The sequence below is a fragment of the Burkholderia thailandensis E264 genome, assembly GCF_000012365.1.
GTDB lineage: Bacteria > Pseudomonadota > Gammaproteobacteria > Burkholderiales > Burkholderiaceae > Burkholderia > Burkholderia thailandensis.
Genome location: NC_007650.1, coordinates 2,119,993 through 2,146,932, shown reverse-complemented (window position 1 = coordinate 2,146,932; position 26,940 = coordinate 2,119,993). Strand labels below are relative to the sequence as shown.

Sequence of the window (26,940 nt, the reverse complement as noted above, 5' to 3'; positions counted from 1 at the left end):
ACTGAGGATTTGTTCGATATGCGAAATGAACTCAAAAAAATTAAGAAGTGAAGGAGTTGGAAGTTTGTCAGCCTGAGAGTGGTTTGAATGAAATGATAGGATGAATCGCCGGAAATGATAGAGGCAAAGCGATTGCATGTTGCCGGATCGAATCAGGGGCGTCCGATACGGGCTTGACGCGTTTTACCCGACATGCCGGCCATGCGGATTTGTTTTGGGAACTTATATTTTGCTTACGGCGATGGTGAGATCGCAGCCGGAACGATTCTCGTTTTATGGAATTTTCAGCGGTGTTTTCGATGAAGGCCGAAGGCGTTTTTTCTTCGAATGCCGAAGTGCGGACATTGACGGCGATCGTTCCGTATTTTTTGCGTATCGCGATGGTTTGATATAGCCTTTCGTCAAGTCGTCATCTTCATTAACTAGACTAATTCGAGACGTCGCTGCCATAAGGGGGAGTCGCCATGCCGTTCGCCTGATCGATCAGCGTTCGCGTCTTCATGAGGTGTTCCTGTTTCCGATTTTCGTTTTCCGAAGCAGCCGGAAGCGTTGCTTCGTTTCGACGATTTGCCGCTCGTCGCTGCATTCCATGTCATGCCAAGCAGTTTTCCTTCGACATCTGTTTTTCGATAGCAAGGAAGGAGGCAACATGAGCTGCACGCGTTACAGAAAAAACAACGATCATCCGAAACTCGCGCAGTCGATGGGCGTGCTCGTCGCGCTCGTCGGCGCCGGCATCGTCCCGGCGCACGCGACCTGCACGGCGGCGGGCACGACCGTCACCTGCTCGGGCGCCGCCGACCCACTCGCGCCGAGCTACGCGAACAGCGGCAACAATCTCGGCGTGACGGTCAACAGCGGCGCAAGCCTCGGCGTGCTGCTCGGCGTCGGCGGCACCGCCCTGTCGCTGACGGGCAGCGGCGTCACGCTCACCAACAACGGCACGATCGATCCGACGGTGCTGGGCTTCGGGCTCGGCGTCCTGTCGAGCGGCGCCGTCGTCGGCAACGCGTCGCCGAGCACGACCACCGTGACGAACAACGGCACGATGAACGGTTCGACCGGCGTGTCGATCAGCGGGCTGACCGGCATGGCGCTCGCGGTCGAGAACGGCACGGGCGGCGTATCGAACATCACGAACACGGGAACGATCGGCTCGACGCCGCTCGCCGGCGCGACGCTGCTCGGGCCGGATTCTCCCGTCGTCGCCGCATACGGCGGCGGGCAGGTCAACTTCAGCAACAGCGGCACGATCACCGGCCGGGTCGCGTTCCAGTCGAACGGCACGGCCGGGCAGGGCAACACGTTCGTCAACTCGGGGACGATCGACGGCAGCGTGTCGATGGGCACGAACAGCACGAACACGTTCACCGCGATGACTGGCTCGACCGTCAGCGCGGCAGGCGGCACCGGGCTGTCGCTGAACATCGGCGTCGGCTCGCTGACGCTCGGTTTCGCGGCGACGGGCATCGTCGACGGCGGCGCTGGCGGCAACAATACGCTCGTGCTGCAGCAGGCGACAGGCGGTCCGGCGACGGGCGCGATCGCCGTCGACAATTACATCAACTTCAACCACCTCGACGTGACGAGCGGCGCGTGGACGATCAGCGGTGCGTCGAGCGCGCAGGACGCGACGCTGTCGGGCGGCGTTGCGATCATCGGCAACAACGCGTCGCTCGGCACGGGCGCGATCACCGGCAATGGCGGCGCATTGCAGGCAGGCGCGGCAGGGCTCGACGTGAGCAACAACGTCGCGCTCGGCGCGGGCGGGCTGACGGTGCAGGGCGCGACGGGGCTCACGCTGTCGGGCGCGATCTCGGGTAGCGGCGCGTTGACGAAGAATGACACCGGCACGCTGACGCTGACGGGCGCGAACACATACACGGGCGGCACGACGATCAACGCGGGCACGCTCGCGATCGGCGCGGGCGGCAGCCTCGCGGCGACGGGCGCGGTGAATCTCGCCGGCGCGGGTGCGGCGCTCGATATCAGCGCGGCCGGCGCGAATCAGACGATCGGCGCGTTGTCGGGCGTGGCGGGAACGAACGTGAACCTCGGCGCGAACGGGCTGACGTTCGGCGACGGCACGAACCAGACGTTCGCCGGCGCGATCGGCGGCACGGGCGGCGTGACGAAGCAAGGTGCGGGCGTCGAGACGCTGACGGGCGCGAACACGTACACGGGCGGCACGACGATCAACGCAGGCACGCTCGCGATCGGCGCGGGCGGCAGCCTCGCGGCGACGGGCGCGGTGAATCTCGCCGGCGCGGGTGCGGCGCTCGATATCAGCGCGGCCGGCGCGAATCAGACGATCGGCGCGCTATCGGGCGTGGCGGGCACGACGATATCGCTCGGCGCGAACACGCTCGGCTTCGGCAGTGCGGCGAACCAGACGTTCGGCGGCAGCATCGCGGGCACGGGCGGGATCGTGAAGAACGGTACGGGCACCGAGACGCTGACGGGCGCGAACACGTACACGGGCGGCACGACGGTCAACGCCGGTACGCTCGCGCTCGGCGCGGGCGGCGGCCTGTCCGGCTCGACGACGGTGAATCTCGCGGCCGCGGGCGCGGGCTTCGACATCAGCGGCGCGACGGGCAACCAGACGATCGGCGGGCTGTCCGGCGCGGCGGGCACGACGGTTGCGCTGGGCGGCAATTCGCTGACGCTCGCCGGCAGCGGCAGCGCGACGTTCGGCGGCACGATCGGCGGCACGGGTGGGTTGACGTTCGCTGGCACGGGCACGCAGGCGCTCACTGGCAACAACACTTACTCGGGCGGCACGACGCTCGCGGGCGGCACCGTCGCGCTCGGCAGCGGCGGCGCGCTGGGCACGGGCGCGGTGACGGTTGCCGCGCCGACGACGATCGACACGACTTCCGCGGTGAACCTGTCGAATGCGGTTGCGTTGAACGCGACCGCGACGGTTGGCGGCACGCAGAGCCTGACGCTGTCGGGCGCCGTGTCCGGCCCGGGCGGCGTCGTGATGAACGGCTCGTCGACGCTGACGCTCGGCGGCGCGAACACCTATGCGGGCGGCACGACGGTCAACGCGGGCATGGTCGTCGTCGGCAACGGCAGCGCGCTCGGCACGGGCGGCCTCACGGTGAACGGCGGCGGCGTGTCGCTGGGCGGCTCGAGTGTGACGCTGCCGACGCTGAACGGCGCGGCGGGCGGCACGATCGACACCGGCGCCGGCAGTCTCGCCGTGACGGGCGGCGGCAGCTTCGGCGGCGCGCTGACGGGGGGCGGCTCGCTCGCCGTGTCGGGCGGCGCGCCGCTCACGTTGACGGGCGCGAACACGTTTACGGGCGGCACGACGATCGCGAGCGGCGGCGCGCTGCAGATCGGCAACGGCGGGACGACGGGCAGCCTCGCCGGCAACGTCGCCGACAACGGCGCGCTCGTGTTCAACGAGGCGGCCAATCTCGCGTATGGCGGCGCGATCTCGGGCTCGGGCTTGCTCACGCAGGCGGGCAGCGGCGTGCTGACGCTCACGGGCGCGAGCACGCTCGCCGGGCCGACGACGGTGGCGGCGGGCACGCTCGCTGTCGACGGCTCGCTCGCGAATTCGACGGTGACCGTGCAAAACGGCGCGACGGTCACCGGCACGGGCACGCTCGGCGGGCTCATCGTCGCGAGCGGCGGCACCGCGTCGCTGCCGCAGCCCGGGCAGGCGCTCAACGTCGCGGGCAACGTGACGTTCGAGGCGGGCTCGACGCTGCAGGTCGCCGCGAATCCGCAGCAAAGCGGCAGCCTCGCGGCAACCGGCTCGGCGACGCTGAACGGCGGCACCGTGCAGGTGCTCGCGAGCCAGGCGAGCTATCAGGCGAACACGACGTACACGATCCTGAGCGCGAACGCGGGCGTCGCGGGCCAGTTCGCCGGCGTGAATTCGACGTACGCGTTCGTCACGCCGACGCTCGGCTACGACGCGAACCACGTGTTCCTGCGGCTCGCGCCAAACGGCAACGCGTTCACGTCGGTCGCGACGACGCAGAACCAGACGGCCGTGGCGGGCGCGCTCGGCACGCTCGGCGCGGGCAATCCGCTGTTCGACACCGTGCTCGTCTCCGATGCGCCCACCGCGCGCGGCGCGTTCTCGCAGCTCGACGGCGAACTGAACGCGAGCCTGCAGAGCATGCTCTTGAGCGACAGCCGCTATGTGCGCGACGCGGTGACGGACCGCGTGCGCCAGGGGCTCGCGCCGGGTTCGGGGCCGCTCGCGGCGCTGTCCGCGGGCGGAGCCGCGCTGTGCGACGACGCGGGCGGCGGCGCGGCGCGTCACGATGCGATGCCGCCCGAGCGGCGGCTCGGCTCGCGCGACAGTTGCGTCGGCCGCACGCCGTATCGGCCCGTCGTCTGGGGGCAGGCGTACGGCGGCCGCAGCCGGCTCGCGAGCGACGGCAACGCGTCGACGCTCAATCGCAGCATGACGGGCTTCATCGCCGGTGCCGACGTCGCGCTGAACGACCGCTGGCGCGCGGGCGCCGCGGCGGGCGTCACGCACAGCTCGCTCGACAACGACCTGAATGCGTCGGCATCGCTGAACAGCTACTACGTCGCGCTCTACGGCGGCGCGCAGTACGGCGCGTGGGGCGTGCGCGGCGGCGCGGTGTACACGTGGTACCGGATCAACGCCGACCGCTCGCCCGCGTTCGCGAACTTCCGCGATCACGATTCGGCCGGCTACGACGCGAACTCGGGCCAGGTGTTCGGCGAAGTCGGCTATGCGATTCCGGTCGGACGCTTCGCGCTCGAGCCGTTCGCCGGGCTCGCGTACGTGAGCCTGCACACCGACGGCTATCAGGAAAGCGGCGGCGCGGCCGCGCTGAAGAGCGGCGCGCAGACGAGCAACGTCGCGTTCTCGACGCTCGGCGTGCGCGCGGCGACGGCGCTCGACGTGCTCGCGAAGGGCACGCTGAGCGCGCACGCGATGGCCGGCTGGCGGCATGCGTTCGGCAGCGCGCGGCCGACGTCGACGCTCGCGTTCGCGCGCGGCGGCGCGTCGTTCCAGGTCGCGGGCGTGCCGATCGCGCGCGACAGCGCGGTGCTCGAGCTCGGCATCGACGCGAGCGTCACGAAGAACCTGACGCTCGGCGTGTCGTACAGCGGGCAGTACGGCAGCGGCGTGCGCGACAACGCGGTGCTCGGCAACGCGCTGTGGCGGTTCTGATTCGCGCGTGATGGGCGGCGGCTTGGCGCGAAATGCGGTGGGGCCGCGCGAGCCGCTGCCGCCGGACACGCATGCTGCTCCCGGACGGCACCGCCGCGCGTCTGGGCGAGGCGACGTGACGCGACGTGACGTGACGCGCACGAGAAGCGTCGGCGGCGATGCGGCCGCCCGCCCGCCGATTGCATGCCGATTGCATGCTGATCGCACGCGCGCACGCTCCCGCCGCGCGCATGACTTCTGCGCGTTCGATGCGCCGGCGCGCGCTATCGACTCGCCGCATCGAACACCGGACCCACGCGCCATAACGCGCGACGGGACGCGAACCCGCCGTGCCCGAACCGGCGCGCGCGGCCGCGCCTGGCGGGCATGTCGCGCGCGCCGCCGCATCGAAACGCGCGCCGCCCAATCCAATCACATCGACATTCGGCAGATCGAAGCGAGGCTCGATTTCCGGCGTGAAGCGCAGCGCCTGAAGCGCGCTGAGGCGCGGGCATACGCCGGCGGGCCGCGCCGAGCGCATCGCCGATGCCGCCGTGCACGGCCGGCGGCTGTGCACGATCGCCCGCTGCGTTTGCCGGCGCGCCGCCCGCATCCGGCCTGCCGAAGGTGCTGAAGATGCGCGTGATCCGCGATTTCCGCGCAGCGTCGCACGGCGACGTGCCGGCGATCCGTCCCGACGCGCATCGCGACAAGCGTGCATGAGCGCGCCGATCCGCTGACGCTCACGCGCATGCTCGAAGCGCCGCTGCGCGACGAGATCCTGTCGCCGCGGGGCGAATGCGAGCGCGCGGCGCGCGAGATCGTCGACATGCAGACGCGAAGCCGGATCGACGCGCGCGGCGGGCAGCCGCCGGCGCGATAGCGGGCGCGCCCGCTGCGCGCGTCGCGCTTTCTGTCCTATCCTGTGCGGAAAACGCGGCGCACCCGGCGCGCCGCGCCCAGCCCAGGAGTTCCGATGTCGAGGCAAGCCGACCCTTCTTCCCCGCGCGCGCCGCACGCCGACGCGCCCGCATCCGCGCGTTCGTCCGCGCCCGCCGCGACGCCGCAACCGGCGCCGCCCGCGCCCGCGTTCATCGCGCCCGAGCCCGACGCGCAGAAGGCCGTGCGCGGCAGCCAGTTCGTGCTGAAGGCGGGCGACGCGTTCGTCGTGAGCGACGCGCTCGGCGACATCGGCGGGCGCGACGACGGCCTGTTCGTCGACGACATGCGCGTGCTGTCGCAGTGGCGGCTCACGTTCGGCGGCCGCGCGCCGTCGCTGCTGTCGGGCGCGACGAGCGCGGACAACGCGTCGTTCACCGCGCACCTGACGAACCGCCCGCTGCCGCCGCTCGGCGGCCGCGAGACGCCCGAGGGCGTGATCCACATCGAGCGGATGCGCGTGCTTGCCGACAACGTGCTGCACGAGGCGCTCACGCTGACGAACTACGGCACGAGCGACGCCGAGGTGCCGTTGTCGATCTCGTTCGGCGCGGACTTCAAGGACATGTTCGAAGTGCGCGGCGCGCGGCGCGAGCGGCGCGGCACGATCGCGCCGCCGTGCGTCGAGGCGGGGGCGGTCAGGCTGCGCTACGACGGGCTCGACGCGGTCGAGCGCAGCGTGCGGATCGGCTTCGAGCCGACGCCCGACACGCTCGCCGTCGATCGCGCCGACTATACGTTGACGATCGCCGCGCAGGCGTGCGTGTCGCTGTATCTGACGGTGGAGGCGTGCGTCGCCGCCGCGCCCGCCGGCGGCGACGCGTTCGCGCAGCGGCCGTGCGTCGCCCCGGGGCGCGGCGCGCTGCGCAAGGCGCTCGCCGACGTGCACCGCGCGATGCGCGAGCGTCGCCGCACGATCGCGCGCGTGCACACGAGCAATCCGCTCTTCAACGCATGGCTCGACCGCTCGCTCGCGGACCTGGGCCTGCTCACGACGGCGCTCGAAACCGGCCCGTATCCGTACGCGGGAATCCCGTGGTTCTCGACGCCGTTCGGCCGCGACGCGGTGATCACGTCGCTGCAGATGCTGTGGCTGCAGCCGTCGCTCGCGCGCGGCGTGCTGCGTTTTCTCGCCGAGCACCAGGCGCGCGAGACGTCGGCGTTTCGCGACGCGGAGCCGGGCAAGATCATGCACGAGTTCCGCAAGAGCGAGATGGCGGCCACGGGCGAGGTGCCGTTCGCGCTGTACTACGGCGGCGTCGACACCACGCCGCTGTTCGTCGTGCTCGCGGGCGCGTATCTCGAGCACACCGGCGACGAATCGCTGATCGACGAGCTGTGGCCCGCGCTCGAGCGCGCCGCGCAGTGGGTGACGAGCGTGTGCGAGCGCAACCCGCGCGGGCTGCTCGACTACCAGCGCACGTCCGCGCGCGGGCTCGCGAACCAGGGCTGGAAGGACAGCCAGGATTCGGTGTTCCATGCGGACGGCCGCTTTCCGGTCGGCCCGATCGCGCTCGTCGAAGTGCAGGCGTACGCGTGCGCGGCGTTCGACGCGATGGCGACGTTCTCCCGCCGGCGCGGCCACGCGGCCGACACCGTGCGCTACGCGCAGCGCGCGAAGCTGCTGCGCGAGCAGGTCGAGGCGCTGTTCTGGATGCCGGAGGCGGGCTTCTACGGCATCGCGGTGGACGGCCGCGGCGAGCTGTGCCGCGTGCTCGCGTCGAACGCCGCGCATCTGCTCGCGTTCGGCTTGCCGGAGCAGAGCCGCGGCGAATCGGTCGCGCGCGTGCTCGGCTCGACGCTGTTTCGCACCGGCTGGGGCGTGCGCACGCTCGCGGCCGGGCAGCCGCGCTTCAATCCGATGGCGTATCACAACGGCTCGATCTGGCCGCACGACAATGCGCTTGCCGCGCGCGGCCTCGCGCGCTACGGAGACAAGCGCGCGGTGCTCGACCTGTTGCGCGCGCTGTTCGAGGCGGCCGTGAGCTTCGACATGCGGCTGCCCGAGCTCTTCTGCGGCTTCCCGCGCCGGCGCGGCGAGCCGCCGACCGCATACCCGGTCGCGTGCCTGCCGCAGGCGTGGGCGGCGGGCGCGCCGTTCATGATGCTGCAGGCGTGTCTCGGCATCTCGGTCGACGCGGCGCGCGGCGAGGTGCGCGTCGAGCGGCCGGAACTGCCGGAGGGCGTCGACTGGCTGCGCGTCGACGATCTGCGCGTCGGCGACGACAGCGTGTCGCTCACGTTCCGGCGCGTCGACGGGCAGGTGGTCGCGGCGGCCCAGCCGGGCGGCGCGCGCGTCGTCGCGGTGCTGTAAAGATTGCGCTCGCTCGCGTGCGCTTCGCGCGGCGCGCCATACAATGACGGCATCGATCAACGATTCGCAACGAACCGATATCGGAGGCCATCACCATGACGAACCAGAAGCCTGACGACGTCCGCCCGCACGACGACGAGCCGAAGCTCGAACAGCTCGAGGCGGCCGTCGACCATCTGCACGAATCGATCCAGTCGCGGAGCATCGCGGTCGGCGCGGCGAAGGGCATCCTGTTCAGCCTGATCGAGACGCTCGGCGCGCTCGTCGGCGATCCGGACCTGCCCGAGCACGCGCGCTCCGGCTACGAGGCGCTGCGCGACAAGGCGAACGAGCTGAAGGCGAATCTCGAAAATCGCTGACGCGGCGCGCCCGGCGCGCTGCCCGTTCCTTGCCGCGGTGCGGAAAGCGCCGTGGTTTCAAAGGCTTGGCGCGTGCGTGCGCAGGATATCCACACGTTTGTCGACAGAAATTGTTGATAACCGGCGCTCGGGTGCCCGCCTTCTTTCGGTTCGCCGCCCGATGCTTGCGCGACCCGGTGGAGCAAGCGGGGACGGTCGACGAACTTCGCGGCGCGACGCGGTGCGGCAAGAGGCGGCAAGATTCGGCCCGCCTCGCCTCGCCTCGCCGCGCCGCGACGCGACGCGCGGTGACGATGGCAGCCGTCGCACGTCGCCCTCTTCAAAAAATAATTTTGCGACGCATGTCGATTTCCGCGGGACTCGTTCGTCGTGGCGATAGAGCGACGCCGCGCGAGCGGCGCGCTCGGTCGATGAACCCATTCGGAGCCAAGGAGCCGCGATCATGCCTACCGCAGTCAAACCGATCCCCGAGGGGATGCATTCGCTGACCCCTCATCTGATTTGCGACGGCGCCGCCGCCGCGATCGAGTTCTACAAGAAAGCGTTCGACGCCGTCGAGATCACGCGGCTGCCGTCGCGCGATGCCGGCAGGCTGATGCATGCGGCCGTCAGGATCGGCGATTCGACGCTGATGCTCGTCGACGAATCGGCGCAGTGCGGCGCGCTCGGCCCGAGGGCGCTGAAGGGCTCGCCCGTGTTCATCCATCTGTACGTGCCGGACGTCGACGCGGTTGTCGCGCGCGCGGTGGAAGCGGGCGCGAAGCTGACGATGCCGCCCGCCGACATGTTCTGGGGCGACCGCTACGGCCAGCTCGAGGACCCGTTCGGTCATCGCTGGTCGGTTGCGACGCACAAGCGGGACTTGACGCCCGAGCAGATTCGCGAAGGGATGGAGAACTGCGTGCCGCCCGGGCAATGAGCCCGACGAGCGCGGCCGTGGCCGGCGTGCGCGGCGGGCACGGTGCGCGTGCTCGTGCGTCGTCGTCGGCGGCGGCGGCGGGGCGGCGCGATGAAGCGGCGAGGCGAGACTCGCCGTCCGCCGTTTGATCTGCGGCCAGCGGCGTGCGCGTGTCGCGCGCGCCGCGTCGATCGAGGAGGAACGTCATGAGCCTGAAGTTCTACGGGCATCCGTTTTCGCTGTATTGCCAGAAGGTGCTGATCGCGCTTTACGAGTACGACGTGCCGTTCGAATGGCGCCTGCTCGCGGGCGACACGCCGCAGGCGAGCGCCGAGTTCGCCGAGCGTTGGCCGCTCAAGCACATGCCGATGATCGTCGACGGCGATCGCACGATCGTCGAGTCGACGATCCTCATCGAATACCTCGGCCTGCGTCGTCCGGCGTCCGTGCGGCTGCTGCCCGCCGACGCGGGCGCGGCGCTCGACGTGCGGATGATGGACCGCTTCTTCGACTGCTATGTGTCGACGCCGTTGCAGAAGATCGTGTTCGATGCGCTGCGGCCGCAGGCCGAGCGCGACGCGCGCGGCGTGGCCGATGCGCGGCGGATGCTCGACACGTCGTATGCGTGGCTCGAGCGCACGCTCGATGGCCGCGGCTGGGCGGCGGGCGAAGCGTTCAGCCTGGCCGACTGCTCGGCCGCGCCTTCGCTGTTCTATGCGGACTGGGCGCATCCGATCGATCCGTCGCTGCAGCGCGTGATCGCGTATCGCAAGCGGCTGCTCGCGCGTGCGTCGTTCGCGCGGGCTGTCGACGAAGCGCGTCCGTACCGGCATCTGTTCCCGCTCGGCGCGCCCGACCGGGATTAGCGGAAGCGGGCCCTGAGCGTTCAATCGACAGGAGATGGACATGACGGAGCATTCGATGCCGGTTTCGGCCGCCGAGCTCGTGAAGCGCAATACGACCCGGTGGCCGAACGAAAGCGATGCCTATCGCCGTGCGCGCGACGCGCTGCTCGTCGAGGAGATCGAGCTGCGCCGGCGCGTCGAGCGGGTTGCCGTGCTGCGGCGCGCGCTGCCGCCGGGCGGCGAGGTGACGGGCGATTATCGTTTCGAGGGCGAGCGCGGCCCGTGCGATTTCGCGCAGCTGTTCGGCGACAGGCAGACGCTCGTCGTCTACAGCTACATGTTCGGGCCGCAGCGCGAGCGGCCGTGTCCGATGTGCACGTCGCTGCTCGGCGCGTGGAACGGCGAGGCGCGCGATATCGAGCAGCGCGTCGCGCTCGCGGTCGTCGCGCGCTCGCCGCTCGAGCGGCTCGTCGCGTTCAAGCGCGAGCGCGGCTGGCGCGACCTGAAGCTGTATTGCGATCTCGACGGCCGCTACAGCCGCGACTATCACGCGATCGGCGCCGACGGCGGCGAAGATCCGGCGATCAACGTGTTCACGCGCCGCGACGGCACGATCCGCCACTTCTGGAGCGGCGAGATGGGCGGCTGGAGCGCCGACCCCGGGCAGGACCCGCGCGGCGCGCCCGACCCGATGCCGCTGTGGACGATTCTCGACATGACGCCCGAAGGGCGCGGTGTCGACTGGTATCCGTCGCTCGACTATCCGGATTGACGGCGGCGTGCGTCGTCGGCGATGTGGGCGGCCGGCGCGCCGCGCAGGCGGGCCGGCACGCGCTGCGCCCATTCGCGCCGCGCGCCGCGCGTGCCGTTTGCCGGCGCATCGAATCGCATCGCCGACGCCTGGACGAGCTTTGTGCCGAGGGTACGAGGATTTCGGAAAAGTCTCGGCGGATCAATCGCTTGGCGCGCGGCGGCGCGAGATATCCACAAGCTTGCGCACAAAAACTGTGGAAAACCCTTGCATCGCAAAGACGTTGTGGATTGTTGCCGTTGTGATCGTCGATGCCGGCCGATTCGATGGCGGACGAGATCCGGCGTGCGCCCGGCGAACCGATTTTCGCTGCGATGCCGCATTTCTGACGGTCCCGGGAAAATGCCGCCGGATCAATGTGTTGGATGACGGATGCTCAGGATGTCCACAAGCTTGCCAACAAAAAGTGTGGAAAACGTCGCGCGCGAGCGCGATGCCCGATGCATCGCCGGGATGCGCGGCATGTGACGCGCGGCGCGGCCCGCGGCGTCCGGAGTTCGATCGTCGGCGGGGCGCGCGACGCGCGCGCGATGCCGGCTGTTGCCGCTTGTTTGATGCGTTCGGGAAATGGCCGAAGGATCAATGGGTTGAGTGTCGGATGCTCAGCCTATCCACAAGCTTGCCAACAAAATTTGTGGAAAAGACGGCGGCGCTCGGGCGGGGCGAAGAAGGGCGGCGGAGGCGGCGGTCGTCTGCCGCCGGCGCGCCGCTGCGGCGGGCGCCGGATATCGAGCGTCGCGGCGCGTGGACATCGGCGCAAGCGGGCTTGCCGACGTCATGTGCCGCTTGATCGATCCGGCAACGAAAATGTCGCCGGATCAATGGCTTGCGCACCGAATGCGCAGGATGTCCACAAGCTTGGCCACAAAAAATGTGGACAAGCGCTTCGGCGAACGGCCGCGCCGACGGCGCGGAATGCGGCAAGCGTCATTCGGCCGATTTGCGTGAGCGCGCCGGGGTGTGCTGGTGGGGCATCGTTCGACGTCAATTGCCGCTCGCCTGACACGCCCGGAAAAAGCCCGGCGGATCAACGGCTTGAGCGCGGCACACCCAGGATCTCCACAAGCTTGCCAACAAAAAATGTGGATAACGACGGCGCTCGCCGAGCGCGATCGGCGATGCGCGGCGCGTGCGATCCGAGTCGTCGATGCGAACTGATCGCCGCATTCGGTATCGTGCCGCGCGTGCGATGCGCATGCGGGCATCGATTGACGCATTCGTGACACCGATGAGAAAACGCTGTCGCATCAAGACGTTGATCGCGAGATGCGCAGGATGTCCACAAGTTTGCCAACAAAAAATGTGGACAAGCGCGGCGGATGTCGCGCAACGAACGGCTCGGTACGCTTGGCTCGATCGGCGCAGTCGGCCTGGTGGCGCCGAGCGACATGAGCGGCGCGCACAGCCAGCGCGAACGACAGGAACGCCGCGCGCCACCCACCGGCGCGCGGTCGATCGCGAACGGCATGCGCGGCATGCGCCGCGCCGCCGCCCGGATCACGCCCCCCGCGCCGCCGCGAAGCGCACCGTGACCGTCAGCCCGCGCCCGTCGGCGCCGGTCCCGAGCAACACGTGCGCGTGATGCTGCTCGGCGATGCGCTTGACGATCGACAACCCAAGCCCGCTGCCCGACGCCGACGCGAGTTGCGCGCCGCCGCCGCGATAGAAGCGCTCCCACACGCGCTCGCGGTCGGCGGGCGGAATGCCGGGGCCGTTGTCGCGCACTTCTAGCACCGGCGCGCCGTCGGCGTCGATGCGCGCTTCGACGTCGACGCGCGTGCCCGCTCCCGCATAACGGATCGCGTTGTCGACGAGATTGTTGAGCAGCACGCGCAGCGTGTCCGCGTTGCCCGCCACGCGAACGGGGGCCGTGCCGACCGCGCCGAGATCGACGTGCTGCGCGAGCGCGATGCGCGCGCGCTCGGCGACGACCGAGCGGCCGAGCGCGGCGAGGTCGAGTTCGGCGAACGGCGCCGATTGCGTTTCGGGCTCGAGGCGCGCGAGCGTCAGCAACTGCTCGGCGAGATGCGACAGGCGCGTCGTGCCGGCCTGGATCTGCGCGAGGATGCGCGCGCGCTCGTCGGCGCTCGCCGTGCGTTGCAGCAGTTGCGTCTGGATCGACAGCCCCATGATCGGCGTGCGCAGCTCGTGCGCGGCGTCCGCGATGAAATCGCGCTGCAGCGTGAACGAGCGATCGAGCCGCTCGAGCAGATCGTTGATCTCGGAGGCGAGCGGCTGCGCTTCGGTCGGCACGGTCGTGATGTCGAGCGGATCGAGGCGGTTCGCGTGGCGGCGCTTCAGGCCCGCGGCGATCGCGCCGAGCGGCCGCAGCCCGTAGCCGATGCCGAGCCACAGCCCGATCGCGAGCAGCGGCAGCAGCGACAGCACCGGCCACAGCAGATGCACGGCGATGCCCGCGATCGCTTCCCAGCGCGCCTGGCGCGGCTGCGCGACGCGGATCGTCGTGCCCGCGCTCTCGCGCACGTACGTGTGCCAGCGCTGGCCGCCCGCATCGAGCGTCACGAAGCCGGCGGCATCGGGCGGCGGCAGTTGCGTGGCCGGATCGGTCGTGAATTCGAGCTTGCTGCCGCGCCATACCTGCAGCAGCACGTCGTCGGAATCGTAGTCGGCCGGATGGCGCTTGGCGAGCTTGTCGCGTCCTTCGATCGACAGCTTGCCGGCGTCGTCGACCTGAATCTGCTTCGACATGCTGCGCATCTGATCGTCGAGCAGATCGTCGAGCTCGCGCAGCGCGCCCCAATAGGTGCCCGTGCTCGCGAGCACGCCGACGACGCACGCGGCGGGCAGTAGCCACATCAGCAGCCGCCCGCGCAGCGACGCGGTCATGCGCCGCGCGAAGCCGCGCGCGCCCGTCATGCGCCGTCTCCGATCCGGTAGCCGACGCCGCGCACCGTGAGAATCGTGTCGTGGCCGAGCTTCTTGCGCAGGTTGTGAATGTGAACCTGCACCGCGTTGCTTTCGATTTCCTCGCCCCAGCTGTACAGCCGCTCTTCGAACTGCTCGCGCGAGATCACCGCGCCCGGCTCGCGCATCAGCTCGTGCAGCAGCACGAATTCCTTCGGCGACAGCGCGACTTCGTCGCCGCCGCGCCACACCTGATGGCGCGCCGGATCGAGCCGCAGCGCGCCGACCGTGAGCACTGTCTGCGCGCGGCCGGTCTGGCGGCGGTTCACCGCGCGGATGCGCGCGAGCAGCTCTTCGAGCGCGAACGGCTTGACGAGGTAGTCGTCGGCGCCGCAGTCGAGGCCGGCGATCCGGTCGGGCAGCGCGTCGCGCGCGGTGACGACGATCACGGGCAGCGCGTCGTCGCGCCGGCGCAGCGCGGCGAGCACCGCGAGGCCGTCCTTGTCCGGCAGGCCGAGATCGAGCAGCAGCAGCCCGTACGACGTCGTGCGCAGCGCGAGCGTCGCCGCGTCGCCGTTTTGCACCCAGTCGACCGCGAAGCCTTCCTGCTTCAGCCCTTGTTCAAGTCCGCTGCCGATGAGCGGATCGTCTTCGACGAGCAATACGCGCATGTTTGGTGGTTCCGTCAGAGTGCGGCGCGTGCGTGTGCGGGCCGCTTGCGGGAATGATAAGCGGTGGAGGCTTAGCGGGGGCTTAAAGCGCGGCTTCGGAGCCATCGCCCGCGCGAGGCGGGTGATACCATGTCCGATCGATTTTTCTAGCGATGACGATGCCCGCCGATTTCGACGAACTCGCGTCCCTGATTCGGGCGCAATTCTCCGAGCTGAGCCCGCAGTTCCAGGTGGGCGCGGCCTTCCTGCTCGATCATCCCGACGAGGTGGCCGTGTCGTCGATGCGCAAGGTCGCGCAGCGCGCGAACGTGCAGCCGGCGTCGCTCGTGCGGCTCGCGCAGCAATTCGGTTTTCCGGGCTGGAACGAGTTGCGCGACCTGTTCGTCGCGCGCGTGCGCACGCGGCCGCAGCCGCTCACGCAGCGCGCGCGCTCGCTGGTGAAGCCGAATGCGAAGGCGTCGCTCGCGGCCGATCTGCTCGCCGCGCAGCGGCACAATCTCGAGGCGAGCGCCGCGCAGAATGCGCAGGCGCTCGCCGATGCGGCGAAGCTGATCCGCAAGGCCGCGCACGTGCACGTCGCCGGTTTTCGCTCGTGCTACCCGGTCGCGTTCGGGTTCGTCTACGGCTATCGGCTGTTCCGGCCGACAGTGTCGCTGCTCACGGGCGTCGCGGGCTCGCTCGACATGGAACTGCGGACGATCGCGAAGAACAGCGTGACCGTGGTCGTCAGCTTCGCGCCGTATTCGGCCGAGGCGACGCGCGTCGCGCAGGCGGCGCGCGCGCACGGCGGCAAGATCGTCGCGATCACCGACAGCGCGGTGTCGCCGATCGCGTTGCACGCGGACGCGCAGCTGATCTTCACGCACGACAGCCCGTCGTTCTTCCCGTCGCTCGTTGCCGCGCACGCGCTCGTGGAGGCGCTCGTCGCACAGTTGCTCGCGCTCGAGGGCGGCGACGCGATCGCGGCACTCGAGCAAGCCGAGGCCGAACTGCACGCGAAGGGCGCCTACGTCGCCTGACGCGCGATCCGCGTGCGCGCGGATGGCGAATGTCTTTCGCCCCGCAATATCCGGAGCGCGCCGATTTTTCGCGGCGAATTCGAATATAAAATCGCTCCACAATTGGAAACGTTTCCAGATGTCGATGCGCCGATTTAGCTCGGCGGCGATTGTTGCGGCGCAAATGAAATGGCGCCGCGCGCCGCTTCGGAGGCGGATTCGCCGCGTCCGGGAACGGCCAAGGGGCCGTAACGATGCCGCGACTTATTAACTCGAATCCGAAAAAATTTTAATGGCGACTTGCCGGTTATTCTGTCGATTGCTAATCTGCGGGAGATGAACAAATAGCCGGATCGAAGATCCGGAAAAATGAATAAATAAATCATTTCCGAGAAAAGGCCACCATGACGACTTACCGTGATACGCATGCCACTTCGTTCCGGATCGGCGATGTCGTGACGCTCAAGACAGGCGGTCCGCGAATGACGGTGACGTATGCCGGCCCGGTCGTGTTCGACACGGGCGAGTGGGTGATCTGCCAATGGTTCGACGAGCACGGCGAGTTTCGCCAGGAGATGTTCCCGAACGAGACGGTCGTGCTCGAGCCGCGGACGATTTCGGCGGGGCTCGCGCGGATGCGCTCGCTGTCGGTGCGCGGCGGCATGCAGGCGTGACGCCAAGCGCGCTTTCAATGTAAAGGATTTGTCAGGAAGACGGCGAGCGTGTGATCGCCGGACAAGGCACCGCGGCCCGAACGGGTGCGCGGCGTCGGCGTTTTCCGGGACGATGCGCGCCGCCGCTCATGCCGGCCGGCAGCGCCGCGCGACATGGCGCGGCGGGGGCAGCTCAGCGAGTGCCTTGCTTTTCGGCCCACTGCTCCTGCGCGGCGATTCGCCGCTGCACGCGTTCGACCAGGCCCGTCGAGAACGTTTTCATGCTGATCGCACGGCGCTTGAGCCGCACATCGCTGGCGAAGTCGCCGGCCGCATTCGGCTGCAGCGCCCAGTACAGCGTCAGCAGCCAGCCGATTCCTGTCCAGCCGAACAGCGCGTTGAACAGCGCGATCGTCAGCCTGTCGTCGCGACGGCGGCGATCGGCAACGACCGCCGGAAAAAAGTAGAGCGCGATCGCGACGACCGAGCCAACAATCTGGATCAGGATTTCCATCTGCATGGTGCTTCTCCGTCCGTGCTGCGGTGCGACTTGACGTCGCACGTGCGATGGGACTGATTGTCGCGCTTTTTCGCCTGTCGTGCTGACAACAAATTATTGCGGTTTCGTAACGGATCGTTCCCCGCCTTACATTGCCTTACGCCGTCTTGCCGCGATTACGCGCCGTTGCCGCGCGCGAGCGCGAATCCTTCGTCGAGCCAGCCCGTCACGCCGCCGAGCATCAGCTTCACCGGCCGGCCGAGGCGCGCGAGCCTGAGCGCCGCGCGGGCCGCGCCGTTGCAATGCGGGCCGGCGCAATAGACGACGAAGCACGCGTCGCGCGCAAATTCGGATAGCCTGCTTTCAATGATTTTTCGGTGCGGCAGGTTGAGTGCGCCGGGCACGTGCGCGGCCGCGTAGTGCTCGGGGCTGCGCACGTCGAGCAGCACGAAGTCGGGCGCGCCGGACGCAAGCGCGTCGTGCACGTCCCAGCAATCGGTCTCGAAGGCGAGCGATGCGGCGAAGTGGGCGACGGCGGCGGCGCTGTCGGCGGCGGGAATCTCGGTGACGTGGGACATGCCTGTTTTCCTCGGGGTGAAAGTCGGCGGTTGGGCAACGGCCGCGAACGAGCCCTCAGTATCCGGCGCGCCCGCGCAGCGCGACAGTGGCGCGATCGACAACTTGCGGTAACATCGCGCCATGCACAATCATCTCGTCGTCGCGCTCGCCTACGATCGGCTCTGCACCTTCGAATTCGGCTGCGTCGTCGAACTGTTCGCGCTTGCGCGGCCGGAGCTCGGCGTCGACTGGTATCGCTTCGCGGTCTGCACGAGCGAGCCGGGGCCCGTGCGCGCGGCGGGCGGCATCAAGGTCGAGGCGCCGTATCGGCTCGCGCTGATGGATCGCGCGGATACGATCGTGATTCCCGGCTGGCGCGATCCGGACGAAACGCCGCCCGAGCCGCTGCTCAAGAAGATTCGCGCGGCCCACCGGCGCGGCGCTCGGCTGTGCTCGATCTGCTCGGGCGTGTTCGTGCTCGCCGCGGCGGGCGTGCTCGACGGCGTGACCGTCACGACGCACTGGCGTTACGCCGAGCGTCTGCGGGCGCGCTATCCGTCGCTGCGCGTGAATCCCGATGCGCTCTACGTCGACGAAGGGCAGATCGTCACGTCGGCGGGCTCGGCGGCGGGCCTCGACATGCTGATGCACCTCGTGCGCCGCGATCACGGCGGCGCGATCGCGAATCGCGTCGCGCAGCGGCTCGTGCTGCCGCCGCATCGCGACGGCGGCCAGGCGCAGTTCGTGCCGCGGCCGCTGCCGAGCGTCGGCGGCGACCGGCTGGCGAAGCTGATCGACTGGATGCGCGAGCATGCGGGGCAGCCGCACACGCTCGCCGCGCTCGCCGCGCGCGCGGCGATGAGTCCGCGCACGTTGCAGCGGCAGTTTCGCGACGCGACGGGGCTCGGCCCGTACGAGTGGCTGATCCGCGAGCGGGTCGGGCTCGCGAAGGAGATGATCGAGCGCGATCCCGCGCTGCCCATCGCGCGCGTCGTCGCGCTCGCGGGGTTCGGCTCGGAGGAGTCGATGCGCCGGCATTTCCGGCGCATCGCGGCGACGAGTCCGGCCGCGTATCGCCGCAGTTTCGATGCGGGTTGATGCGCATCGGCGCGTGGCGGGCGCACGTGTGTGGCGGCCGATGCGATCAGGCGACGAGCGCGGCACGCTTGATTCCGCGCGATCGGCCTGCGCCGTTCGATGCGCGGCGCGCGGTATGTGGCGCGCAATGCGGAGGGCATCGTGACGGCGCCGCGGGCGTCCTGAGCGCGTTGCCGGCATGCGAGGGCGTTGCAGGCTCGCAAGTCGCAAACAGGTGCGTTGCGAGTGCGTCATCGCGGGCACGCATGCCGAACGCTCGCGTCGCGCACGCACGCTTCACGAACGCGCACGTCGCGAACGCGCACGTCGCAAACGCGCACGTCGCAAATGCACTTCACGAGACACGCATGTCGCAGGCACGCGCGCCGTCAATACGGACTTGGTGAGCGCGCGTCGCAAGCGCTCGCGCGGCAGGCGCCGATTGCAACCGCGCCCGCCCCGAACACGCTATCGCGATCTCACGCAATCCCGACGCATCGCCACGACGGGTTCCCGGCGATGATCGGCGATGCCTTGGCAGTCGATCACGCCGTCTTCCACGAGATCGGCGCGCGTCCCGGCGCGACGGGTGCCCGCTCGAGTTGCATCGCACAACGCCGGTCGCTTTCTCGACGCGTGCGTAACCGGGCGCATCGGCGCTATTATCGCCACTTCACATCCGTCAGACCGTTCGTCTGCTCCGCGCCATGACCACCGCCATCGACCACGACCGCCTCGCCGATTTCATCGAGCGCAAATGGAACGACGAGATCCTGCACGCGCTGACCGACTACATCGCGGTGCCCGCGAAAAGCCCCGCGTTCGATCCCGGCTGGGCGAAGCACGGCTACATCGAGCGCGTCGTCGTCGACGCCGCGCAATGGGCCGAGCGGCAGCCGGTGAAGGGGCTGAAGGTCGAGATCGTGCGGCTTGCCGGCCGCACGCCGGTGATCTTCTTCGAGACGCCGGCGACGCGCGCGGGCAGCACCGACACGATCCTGCTGTACGGCCATCTCGACAAGCAGCCCGAATTCGACGGCTGGCGCGCGGATCTCGGCCCGTGGACGCCGAAGTTCGAGGGCGGCAAGCTGTACGGCCGCGGCGGCGCGGACGACGGCTATGCGATCTACGCGAGCCTCGCGGCGCTCGGCGCGCTCGACGCGCAGGGCATCGGGCGGCCGCGCTGCGTCGGCCTCATCGAGACCTGCGAGGAGTCGGGCAGCTACGATCTGCTGCCGTACGTCGACGCGCTGCGCACACGGCTCGGCGACGTGAGCCTTGTCGTGTGCCTCGATTCGGGCGCCGGCAATTACGATCAGCTTTGGCTCACGACGTCGCTGCGCGGGCTCGTGTCGGGCGATCTGCAGGTCGAGGTGCTCGAAGAGGGTGTGCATTCGGGCGTGTACGGCGGGGTCGCGCCGTCGAGCTTCCGCGTGATGCGTCAACTGTTCGAGCGGCTCGAGGACGCGGCGACCGGCAATCTGCTGCCGTCGTCGTTTCACTGCGAGGTGCCGGCGAGCCGCTTGCGCGAGACCGAAGCGGCCGCGTCGATTCTCGGCGACGCCGTGTGGAAGGGGCTGCCGTGGGCGTGCGGGCAGGACGGCAAGCCGGTGTTGCCGACCACGGCCGATCCGCGCGAGGCGCTTCTGAATTCGACGTGGCGGCCGTCGCTGTCCGTCACGGGCGCGCAGGGGTTGCTTGCGCTCGAGAACGCGGGCAACGTGCTGCGGCCGCGCACCGCGTTCAAGCTGTCGCTGCGGCTGCCGCCGCTCGTCGACGCCGCGCAGGCGGTGCAGCACCTGAAGGCGTTGCTCGAGCTCGATCCGCCGTACAACGCGAAGGTCACGTTCAAGCCCGACGCGGGCGCGGCGACCGGCTGGAATGCGCCGGACGTCGCGCCGTGGCTCGGCGCGGCGCTCGACGACGCGTCGCGCCGGCACTTCGGCGCCGACTGCGCGTACATGGGCCTCGGCGGCACGATCCCGCTGATGAACGTGCTGCACGAAGGTTTTCCGTCCGCTCAATTCATGGTGTGCGGCGTGCTCGGCCCGAAATCGAACGCGCACGGGCCGAACGAGTTCCTGCACGTGCCGTACGCGAAGAAGCTGACGGCCGCGGTGGCCGACGTGATCGCCGCCGCGCGTTGACGCGCGTGCCGATTCTTTTTCCTCTTCCGATGACGGTCGCATCGTCGCGCACGGCGGGCGGCGCGACGATGGACGTTCGCTCGCGCGCGGCGCGGCGACGCGGATTGCGATGAACTGGAAAGCGGAAAAGCTGCGCGCGGACGAGCTTGCCGAGCAGCTCGACGCGCTCGGGCCGATCGGGGTCGCGCGTTTCTTCAGCGGCGCGTCGCTCAGGCTCGACGGCGTGCTGTTCGGCTTCGTTCATGCAGGATCGCTGTTTCTGCGCGTCGACGACGACACTCGCGCGGCGTTCGAGCGCGCGGGCATGCGGCCGTTCTCGTATCCGGGGCGCACGCGCACGGTCGTCGTCGGCGGCTATTACGAAACGCCCGCCGACGTGCTCGAAGACGTCGGCATGCTGCGCGACTGGTGTCGCGACGCGTATCGCGCGGCGGTTCGCGCGGGCGCGGGCGCGCGTCGCGCGAAGCGGAAGTAGCGAGGCTGCGGCACGCCGCCGCGCGACGCGCGCCCGCGCGCGCAATGGTGTACGGTGTGCGCGATGGCGAGGCGGCGAAGCCGCGGGCTCGGCCGGGACGGCATCGTGATCGCGCGTGAGATCGCTTGAGCGCGAGACCGCAGGCATCGGCCGTCGCGCCGCGTCTCGATGGGCGTGCGCAAGCCGCTTCGGCGCATGCAAGCGCCGCCGTCAGGTCGCGCGCGAAGCCGGCGCAGCCGGCGGCGGCATGCGCGGGCGAGCGACGCAAGCGCGCAGTCGAGCGCGCCGATCGATCGCAAAGGGCGCGATGCCCGCGCCGCCGCGCACACGGCGCACGACGGTACGGAGGATGCAAACGCGTGCGGCATGCGGTGTACGATGCACGGCGGCATATGCCGGTTCGACCGACAACAAGATTTCCCCACCTGGAGACATGTTCATGCTCGTCCTGATTCTCGGTTTGGTGATCTTCCTGGGTACGCATTCGATTCGGCTGGTCGCGGGCGATTGGCGCGCCGCGCAAATTGCGGCGCTCGGCGAGCCGCGCTGGAAGGGGATGTATGCGCTCGCGTCGGTGGTCGGATTCGCGCTGATCGTCTGGGGCTACGGGCTCGCGCGCGCGGACACGGCGTCGCTGTGGTTTCCGCCGATCGGCATCCGGCATCTGACGGCGCTCCTGACCGCGATCGCATTCGTGCTGCTCGTGGCGGCTTACGTGCCGGGCACGCGCATCAAGGCGCTCGTCGGCCATCCGATGCTCGCGGGCGTGATGGTGTGGGCGGGCGCGCATCTGCTCGCGAACGGCACGCTGCATGCGGAGCTGCTGTTCGCCGTGTTCTTCGTGTGGGCGTTCGTCGATTTCATCGCGTCGCGCGCGCGCGATCGGCGCGACGGCGTGCGCTATCCGGCCGGCTCGCCGGTGCGCGACGGCATCGCGATCGTCGTGGGCCTTGCCGCGTGGGCGCTGTTCGCGTTCGTGCTGCACGGATGGCTGATCGGCGTGCGCCCGTTCGCATGACGGCGCGGGCGGCGGCTGCCGAAGCGCGACGAGGTGGTGGCCGGTTCCCTGACCGATGCACGGGATATCGGCCGCATGGCGGTTGCCCGGATAGTCGCAGTCCGCAACGCAGGCCTGAGAGTCGCCGGGCGCCGCGGCCCGCGGGCATGCCTGTTGCGCGACCGGCTTCTCGCGGGATTCGCCGCAGGCCCGGCGGATCGTCGTGTTCGTCGTGCTCGTCGCGCTGCCCGCGCGCCTGCATCGCGCGCGGCCCGTCATCCGCGCGTTTTCGCATGCGAGGCGTGCCGCGAAACGCATGGCGTTGCGGCGCCTCTTGTTGAACGCGGCCGCTTCGCGCTATCGTCGGAAACATTCGCCATCGACGTTTTGCGTTCGGAGCTCCGCCGTGTCCACCTCATCGACGTCCGCGCTGCGCTTTTCGGCCGACAAGGCCGAACTCGACATCGACACGATCCATGCATTCCTGCGCGACGAGGCGCACTGGTCGAAGGGCATTCCGCGCGATGTGGTGGAGCGGGCGATCGCCGGATCGCTGTGCTTCGGCGCGTATCTCGACGCACGGCTCGTCGGCTTCGCGCGTCTCGTCACCGATCACGCGACGTTCGCGTACCTGTGCGACGTATTCGTGCTAAGCGAGCATCGCGGCAAGGGCTACGGCCGCGCGCTGATCGACCACGTGTTCGCGCAGGACGCGGTGCGCGCGCTGCGCCGCGTCGCGCTCGTCACGAGCGACGCGCACGCGCTGTATCGCACGGTCGGTTTCACCGCGCCCGCACATCCTGAGCGCTGGATGGAGCTGCATCGGCCCGGCGTCTATGCGCAGCCGCATGCGTGCGCGCGCTGAGCGAGGCTGTCGGGCGCCGCGGCCGTCGTGCCGCCGCGCCGGGCGCGCCGCGCATACAATACGCGCTCGTTGATTTTCATGGAGCGCATCATGACCGAGCAGGAAGCCGAGCGCATCGCGACGCATCGTCATTACAAGGGCGGGCTGTATCGCGTGATCGGCGTCGCGCGGCATTCGGAGACGGAAGAGCGGCTCGTCGTCTACGAACAGCTGTGGCCGAAGGAGCACAGCCTCTGGGTGCGTCCCGAGGCGATGTTCAACGAGACGCTCGCCGACGGCACGCCGCGTTTTCGCAAGTTGGGCGACTGAGCGAGCGGATCGGCATGTGCGTTGCGGCGCATTCGCGACGCGCCCGCCGGCGCACGCATGTCGCGCGCTGCGCCGGATCGTGCGCGTTCGTGCGCAGCCGGGGCGGTAGCGGCACGCCGGGCCTCGTTCATTTGCGTGTCGCCGCGCGCGGCCGCTTGCGTCGCGCATTTCGCTTCGCGTGGCTGCTGCGGCGGCGCGCGACTTCACGCCTGCTCGCCGCACGCGGTCCTTGCCTGAGCCCGATGACTCAATCCGCACCGATCGCCCGCGCGATCTCCTTCGGTGCGTTGCCGGCCTCGACGACGGGCGTCTCGTGCCAGTCGGCGAGCTTGCGGATCGCGCGCCCGACGTCGGCCGCGAGTCCCGCGCCGACCCGCACGCCCGGCTCGATGTGCACCGCCTTCAGCTCGAACACGCGTTGCGCGCGATGCGCCTTCGCGTCGATGCGCCCGACGAGCCGCCCGCGGTGCAGGATCGGCAGGCAGAAGTAACCGTAGCGGCGCTTGTGCGCGGGTGTGTAGCACTCGATCGTGTAGTCGAAGCCGAACAGCGCCGACGCGCGCCGCCGGTCCCAGACGACCGGATCGAACGGCGACAGCAGCGTCGTGACCGTCGGGTGCAGCGCGCCGTCGCGCGCGGCGTCGACGAGCGGCGCGAACTCGCGATGCACGAACGCGTCCGCGCTCCAGCCTTCGACCGCGACAGGCAGCAGCTCGCCCGCGTTCGCGAGCGCATGCAATTCGTCGCGATACGAGCGCTTCGGCAGCCGGTAATAATCGGCGACCCAGTCCGCGCGCACGATGCCGAGCGCGCGGCAGGTGTTCCCGACGAGGCGCGGCAGCACCGTTTCGCGCGGCGGCAGGTCGCGCGCGTCGTCCCAGTGCGGCAGCACGCGCTCGGCGACGTCGTAGACGCGCTGGAAGTTGCGCCGCTCGGCAACCATCAATTGCCCGGTCGAGAACAGCACTTCGAGATGCCGCTTCTCGGGCTTCCAGTCCCACCAGCCGTTGCCCTTGCCGGCGCCGCGCGCGAAATCGGCGGAGCGCACGGGGCTGCTCGCGCGGACGTGCGCGAGCAGCGCGTCGATCGCGTCGCGATGCTTCGCGTGCCACTCGGCCGCGTATTTCCAACCCATGCCGACGGGGTTGAGCATCTTGTGGCGCATCAGCCCGAAATCCTCGATCGGCAGGAAGCACGCTTCGTGCGACCAGTATTCGAACAGTCTCGCATCGGCGAGATGCTCGTCGAGCCATTGCGGCGCATACGCGCCGAGCCGGCTGAACAGCACGAGATACGGGCTGCGCGCGACGACGTGGATCGTGTCGATCTGCAACTGGGCCATCCGCCGGATGGCGGCGAGCACGTCGGCCTTGACCGCCTTGCGGCGAGGCGGCGTCAGGAGCCCCTGCGCGGCGAGGTGCAGCGCGCGGGCGGAGGCGATCGAGAGCGGGGCGGTCACGAGCGGCGCAGGAAAGGGCGGGTGGAAACGGATGCGCCACTGTAGCGCGAATCGGCGCATCGCGCTGCGCGCCGCCAAGCGCCGCCAAGCGCCGCCAAGCGCCGCCGTGCGCGGCGAAGCATTGTCGCGCGGGCGTCTGACAATCGTTGACAGAAGTCTTTCGGAAGTTTCCTTATAGTCTCATCGACACAGCACTCTGCTTCCGACGCACGATACCTCTATGGCACGCAGGAAGCGAGTCCGGGCGCCTCACCCCCGTCGAGGCGGCCGGAGCCGTTCAAGCGGACATCCATGCGGCTTTCAGCCGGCCCCGAGTGGATGTCCGCCGATTTTTTTGGGGCGACGGATTTTCGGCGGCCCAATTCCAGCCGGCAATTCCGTCCGTCGCCGCGCATCACTTCCGCACGCTTTCCCACTTGCTTCGTTTTCCTGAGCGCTTCGGCCGCGCCGCTCGCTTCAGCCGCGCTTGCCGCGCGCCACCTCGTCGCCCGCGTTCGGCGGCAGCCGGCGCGTGATCGGAATCGACGCGAACGAGCACAGTCCGACCACGACGAACGCCGGCCAGAAGTCCGACCAGACCATCGTCGGATGCCCCTGCGCCCAATGCGACACGTGCAGCACGAGCGCCGCGACCGTCACGCCGAGGCCGAGCGACATCTGCTGGACGACGCTGCCGAGGCTCGTTGCGCGGCCCGCGTCGCGCGACGCGATCTCCGCGTAGATCATCGAATTGAGGCTCGTGAACTGCAGCGCGGGGAACACGCCGCCGACCAGCACGATGAGCCAGATCGCGAGCGTCGGCATGCCGGGATGGAACACGCCGTATGCGGCGATCGCGAGCCCGGCGAACGCCGCGTTGTACATCAGCACCGTGCGAAAGCCGAAACGCTTGAGCGTGCGCGGCGCGAGCAGCCGCGTGAACGCGCCGCCGACGGCCGACGCGCAGGTGATCGCGCCGGAATGGAATGCGCTCATGCCGAGCCCTTCCTGCAGCGCGAGCGGCAGCAGGAACGGCACCGCGCCGAGGCCGATCCGGAACAGCGAGCCGCCGACGACGCTCGCGTGATAGGTTGGGATGCGCAGGAAGCGCAGATCGAGCACCGGCCGCTCGACGCGCCGCGCATACAGCACGTAGCCGCCGAGCAGCGCTGCGCCCGTCGCGCCCATCGCGAGCGCGGCGCCGCGCGTGACGAGCGCGCCGTCGAGCAGCGTGAGGCCCATCAGCAGGAGCGCCGCACCGGCGGCGGACAGAACGAAGCCGAACCAGTCGAGCGGGCCGGGATCGAGTTCGTGCGTGTTCGCGATGTGCTTGTTCGCGAGGTAGATGCCGAGGATGCCGATCGGCACGTTGATGAAGAAGATCAGCCGCCAGTGCAGGTACGTCGTGATGAAGCCGCCGAGGAGCGGCCCTGCCGCGGGCCCGAAGAGCGCGGGCACGCTCAGGTAGTTCATCGCGCGCACGAGCTCCGAGCGCGGCACCGCGCGGAAGATGATGATGCGCCCGACGGGCACCATCATCGCGCCGCCGACGCCTTGCACGAAGCGCGCGAACGTGAAGAGCTCGAGATTGTTCGACGCCGCGCACAGCAGCGAGCCGGCGACGAAGATGCCGATCGCGGTGCGGAACACGGTGCGCGCGCCGAAGCGGTCGGCGAGCCATCCGCAGATCGGGATGAACACGCCGAGGCCGACGACGTAGCTCGTGATCGCGATGTTCAGCGTGACGGGGTTCTGCCCGAAGTCGCGCGCCATCGCGGGCAGCGCCGTGACGATGATGTTGGCATCCACGCTCTCCATGAACAACGCGCAAGCGACGATCAGCGGTGCGATGAAAGCGTAGATGGCGGACGGCATGGCAACGACGCGTGTAAAGATGCCATTATTGCATCGATTGTTGCAGCATGCTTGCGCGCGCAACGACGTGCTGCCGCCGCGCGTCGCCGTTTCGCGCGCGGCGGGCGATCGGGATTCGACGCGGCGGGCGAGCGCGGCGAAACCGGCCCGCGCCGCGCGCGGCGCACGGCAATTTGCGCGTTATGTGCGAAG

23 protein-coding genes are annotated in these 26,940 nt (G+C 69.5%); 16 read left to right on the top strand and 7 right to left on the bottom strand.

Features of this window, described 5'->3' with window-relative positions:
• Positions 1-649: 649 nt before the first annotated feature.
• The 8 genes from BTH_RS09095 (at position 650) to BTH_RS09055 (ending at position 12,853) form a co-directional block, all read left to right on the top strand.
• Positions 650-5,176, top strand: coding sequence for an autotransporter domain-containing protein (locus BTH_RS09095; RefSeq protein ID WP_011401383.1), 4,527 nt, complete (start codon positions 650-652; stop codon positions 5,174-5,176).
• A 694-nt stretch (positions 5,177-5,870) separates the two neighbouring features.
• Positions 5,871-6,038 (top strand): hypothetical protein, encoded by a 168-nt coding sequence (locus BTH_RS09085; RefSeq protein WP_009897851.1) that lies wholly within the window; start codon positions 5,871-5,873, stop codon positions 6,036-6,038.
• A gap of 93 nt (positions 6,039-6,131) precedes the next feature.
• Positions 6,132-8,408, top strand: coding sequence for an amylo-alpha-1,6-glucosidase (locus tag BTH_RS09080; protein WP_009897850.1), 2,277 nt, complete (start codon positions 6,132-6,134; stop codon positions 8,406-8,408).
• A 95-nt stretch (positions 8,409-8,503) separates the two neighbouring features.
• The gene (locus BTH_RS09075) at positions 8,504-8,767 is read left to right on the top strand and encodes a hypothetical protein (protein ID WP_009897849.1); all 264 of its coding nucleotides are present in this window, start codon (positions 8,504-8,506) and stop codon (positions 8,765-8,767) included.
• A gap of 442 nt (positions 8,768-9,209) precedes the next feature.
• Positions 9,210-9,686: a VOC family protein gene (locus BTH_RS09070; protein WP_009897848.1), complete on the top strand. Its 477-nt coding sequence runs from the start codon at positions 9,210-9,212 to the stop codon at positions 9,684-9,686.
• Between the two features lie 185 nt (positions 9,687-9,871).
• Positions 9,872-10,531: a glutathione S-transferase family protein gene (locus BTH_RS09065; protein ID WP_009897847.1), complete on the top strand. Its 660-nt coding sequence runs from the start codon at positions 9,872-9,874 to the stop codon at positions 10,529-10,531.
• Between the two features lie 40 nt (positions 10,532-10,571).
• Complete coding sequence (locus tag BTH_RS09060) at positions 10,572-11,282, top strand: DUF899 family protein (RefSeq protein WP_009897845.1); 711 nt, start codon at positions 10,572-10,574, stop codon at positions 11,280-11,282.
• 1,358 nt (positions 11,283-12,640) lie between these two features.
• A complete protein-coding gene (locus tag BTH_RS09055) occupies positions 12,641-12,853 on the top strand; it encodes a hypothetical protein (protein ID WP_009897842.1) in 213 nt (70 codons plus the stop codon).
• Here BTH_RS09055 and BTH_RS09050 read toward each other — a convergent pair.
• Together BTH_RS09050 and BTH_RS09045 are read right to left on the bottom strand one after the other, a co-directional pair.
• On the bottom strand, positions 12,819-14,198 hold the full coding sequence (locus tag BTH_RS09050) for an ATP-binding protein (protein ID WP_009897840.1): 1,380 nt from the start codon (positions 14,196-14,198) through the stop codon (positions 12,819-12,821). The two genes, BTH_RS09055 and BTH_RS09050, sit on opposite strands and share 35 nt — an antisense overlap.
• Positions 14,195-14,857 carry a response regulator gene (locus tag BTH_RS09045; protein WP_009897837.1) on the bottom strand — a complete coding sequence of 221 codons (663 nt, stop codon included), beginning with the start codon at positions 14,855-14,857 and terminating at the stop codon, positions 14,195-14,197. The genes BTH_RS09050 and BTH_RS09045 overlap by 4 nt, the downstream gene beginning before the upstream one ends.
• Positions 14,858-15,015: 158 nt before the next feature.
• On the opposite strand from BTH_RS09045, the gene BTH_RS09040 reads away from it, so the two are divergent.
• Positions 15,016-15,876: a MurR/RpiR family transcriptional regulator gene (locus tag BTH_RS09040; RefSeq protein ID WP_009897835.1), complete on the top strand. Its 861-nt coding sequence runs from the start codon at positions 15,016-15,018 to the stop codon at positions 15,874-15,876.
• A 134-nt stretch (positions 15,877-16,010) separates the two neighbouring features.
• Here BTH_RS09040 and BTH_RS35055 read toward each other — a convergent pair whose 3' ends face one another.
• Positions 16,011-16,283, bottom strand: a complete 273-nt coding sequence (locus BTH_RS35055) for a hypothetical protein (protein WP_099005217.1) — start codon at positions 16,281-16,283, stop codon at positions 16,011-16,013.
• Here BTH_RS35055 and BTH_RS09035 point away from each other — a divergent pair.
• On the top strand, positions 16,260-16,529 hold the full coding sequence (locus BTH_RS09035) for a YodC family protein (protein WP_009897833.1): 270 nt from the start codon (positions 16,260-16,262) through the stop codon (positions 16,527-16,529). The genes BTH_RS35055 and BTH_RS09035 overlap by 24 nt on opposite strands.
• 172 nt (positions 16,530-16,701) lie before the next feature.
• On the opposite strand, the gene BTH_RS09030 is transcribed toward BTH_RS09035, so the two are convergent.
• Complete coding sequence (locus BTH_RS09030; protein ID WP_009897832.1) at positions 16,702-17,028, bottom strand: superinfection immunity protein; 327 nt, start codon at positions 17,026-17,028, stop codon at positions 16,702-16,704.
• 155 nt (positions 17,029-17,183) lie between these two features.
• Positions 17,184-17,585 carry a rhodanese-like domain-containing protein gene (locus tag BTH_RS09025; protein ID WP_009897831.1) on the bottom strand — a complete coding sequence of 134 codons (402 nt, stop codon included), beginning with the start codon at positions 17,583-17,585 and terminating at the stop codon, positions 17,184-17,186.
• A 121-nt stretch (positions 17,586-17,706) separates the two neighbouring features.
• On the opposite strand from BTH_RS09025, the gene ftrA reads away from it, so the two are divergent.
• The 6 genes from ftrA (at position 17,707) to BTH_RS08990 (ending at position 23,435) form a co-directional block, all read left to right on the top strand.
• Positions 17,707-18,663: a transcriptional regulator FtrA gene (gene ftrA / locus BTH_RS09020; protein WP_009897830.1), complete on the top strand. Its 957-nt coding sequence runs from the start codon at positions 17,707-17,709 to the stop codon at positions 18,661-18,663.
• Positions 18,664-19,349: 686 nt separating this feature from the next.
• Complete coding sequence (locus tag BTH_RS09010; protein ID WP_009897826.1) at positions 19,350-20,789, top strand: M20 family metallopeptidase; 1,440 nt, start codon at positions 19,350-19,352, stop codon at positions 20,787-20,789.
• 109 nt (positions 20,790-20,898) lie between these two features.
• On the top strand, positions 20,899-21,264 hold the full coding sequence (locus BTH_RS09005) for a TfoX/Sxy family protein (RefSeq protein WP_009900842.1): 366 nt from the start codon (positions 20,899-20,901) through the stop codon (positions 21,262-21,264).
• Positions 21,265-21,697: 433 nt separating this feature from the next.
• Positions 21,698-22,282, top strand: coding sequence for an NnrU family protein (locus BTH_RS09000; protein WP_009897821.1), 585 nt, complete (start codon positions 21,698-21,700; stop codon positions 22,280-22,282).
• A gap of 385 nt (positions 22,283-22,667) precedes the next feature.
• Positions 22,668-23,126 carry a GNAT family N-acetyltransferase gene (locus BTH_RS08995; RefSeq protein ID WP_025369905.1) on the top strand — a complete coding sequence of 153 codons (459 nt, stop codon included), beginning with the start codon at positions 22,668-22,670 and terminating at the stop codon, positions 23,124-23,126.
• A 90-nt stretch (positions 23,127-23,216) separates the two neighbouring features.
• Entirely contained in the window at positions 23,217-23,435 is a 219-nt protein-coding gene (locus BTH_RS08990) for a DUF1653 domain-containing protein (RefSeq protein ID WP_009897817.1), read from the top strand.
• A 247-nt stretch (positions 23,436-23,682) separates the two neighbouring features.
• On the opposite strand, the gene BTH_RS08985 is transcribed toward BTH_RS08990, so the two are convergent.
• Both BTH_RS08985 and BTH_RS08980 read right to left on the bottom strand, forming a co-directional pair.
• A complete protein-coding gene (locus BTH_RS08985; RefSeq protein WP_025404200.1) occupies positions 23,683-24,894 on the bottom strand; it encodes a winged helix-turn-helix domain-containing protein in 1,212 nt (403 codons plus the stop codon).
• Between the two features lie 456 nt (positions 24,895-25,350).
• Entirely contained in the window at positions 25,351-26,748 is a 1,398-nt protein-coding gene (locus BTH_RS08980; protein ID WP_009897814.1) for an MFS transporter, read from the bottom strand.
• Between the last annotated feature and the right edge of the window lie 192 nt (positions 26,749-26,940).

What these genes read in the sequence shown, in the direction of transcription:
- BTH_RS09075 (WP_009897849.1), top strand. Translation starts at nt 8,504, where the DNA reads ATGACGAACCAGAAGCCTGACGACGTCCGCCCGCACGACGACGAGCCG.
- BTH_RS09045 (WP_009897837.1), bottom strand. Translation starts at nt 14,857, where the DNA reads ATGCGCGTATTGCTCGTCGAAGACGATCCGCTCATCGGCAGCGGACTT.
- BTH_RS09040 (WP_009897835.1), top strand. Translation starts at nt 15,016, where the DNA reads ATGCCCGCCGATTTCGACGAACTCGCGTCCCTGATTCGGGCGCAATTC.
- BTH_RS09000 (WP_009897821.1), top strand. Translation starts at nt 21,698, where the DNA reads ATGTTCATGCTCGTCCTGATTCTCGGTTTGGTGATCTTCCTGGGTACG.
- BTH_RS35055 (WP_099005217.1), bottom strand. Translation starts at nt 16,283, where the DNA reads ATGCGTATCACGGTAAGTCGTCATGGTGGCCTTTTCTCGGAAATGATT.
- BTH_RS08980 (WP_009897814.1), bottom strand. Translation starts at nt 26,748, where the DNA reads ATGCCGTCCGCCATCTACGCTTTCATCGCACCGCTGATCGTCGCTTGC.
- BTH_RS09065 (WP_009897847.1), top strand. Translation starts at nt 9,872, where the DNA reads ATGAGCCTGAAGTTCTACGGGCATCCGTTTTCGCTGTATTGCCAGAAG.
- BTH_RS09035 (WP_009897833.1), top strand. Translation starts at nt 16,260, where the DNA reads ATGACGACTTACCGTGATACGCATGCCACTTCGTTCCGGATCGGCGAT.
- BTH_RS09080 (WP_009897850.1), top strand. Translation starts at nt 6,132, where the DNA reads ATGTCGAGGCAAGCCGACCCTTCTTCCCCGCGCGCGCCGCACGCCGAC.
- BTH_RS09050 (WP_009897840.1), bottom strand. Translation starts at nt 14,198, where the DNA reads ATGACGGGCGCGCGCGGCTTCGCGCGGCGCATGACCGCGTCGCTGCGC.
- BTH_RS09005 (WP_009900842.1), top strand. Translation starts at nt 20,899, where the DNA reads ATGAACTGGAAAGCGGAAAAGCTGCGCGCGGACGAGCTTGCCGAGCAG.
- BTH_RS08990 (WP_009897817.1), top strand. Translation starts at nt 23,217, where the DNA reads ATGACCGAGCAGGAAGCCGAGCGCATCGCGACGCATCGTCATTACAAG.
- BTH_RS09030 (WP_009897832.1), bottom strand. Translation starts at nt 17,028, where the DNA reads ATGCAGATGGAAATCCTGATCCAGATTGTTGGCTCGGTCGTCGCGATC.
- BTH_RS09010 (WP_009897826.1), top strand. Translation starts at nt 19,350, where the DNA reads ATGACCACCGCCATCGACCACGACCGCCTCGCCGATTTCATCGAGCGC.
- BTH_RS09025 (WP_009897831.1), bottom strand. Translation starts at nt 17,585, where the DNA reads ATGTCCCACGTCACCGAGATTCCCGCCGCCGACAGCGCCGCCGCCGTC.
- BTH_RS09055 (WP_009897842.1), top strand. Translation starts at nt 12,641, where the DNA reads ATGTCGCGCAACGAACGGCTCGGTACGCTTGGCTCGATCGGCGCAGTC.
- BTH_RS09095 (WP_011401383.1), top strand. Translation starts at nt 650, where the DNA reads ATGAGCTGCACGCGTTACAGAAAAAACAACGATCATCCGAAACTCGCG.
- BTH_RS09060 (WP_009897845.1), top strand. Translation starts at nt 10,572, where the DNA reads ATGACGGAGCATTCGATGCCGGTTTCGGCCGCCGAGCTCGTGAAGCGC.
- ftrA (WP_009897830.1), top strand. Translation starts at nt 17,707, where the DNA reads ATGCACAATCATCTCGTCGTCGCGCTCGCCTACGATCGGCTCTGCACC.
- BTH_RS09070 (WP_009897848.1), top strand. Translation starts at nt 9,210, where the DNA reads ATGCCTACCGCAGTCAAACCGATCCCCGAGGGGATGCATTCGCTGACC.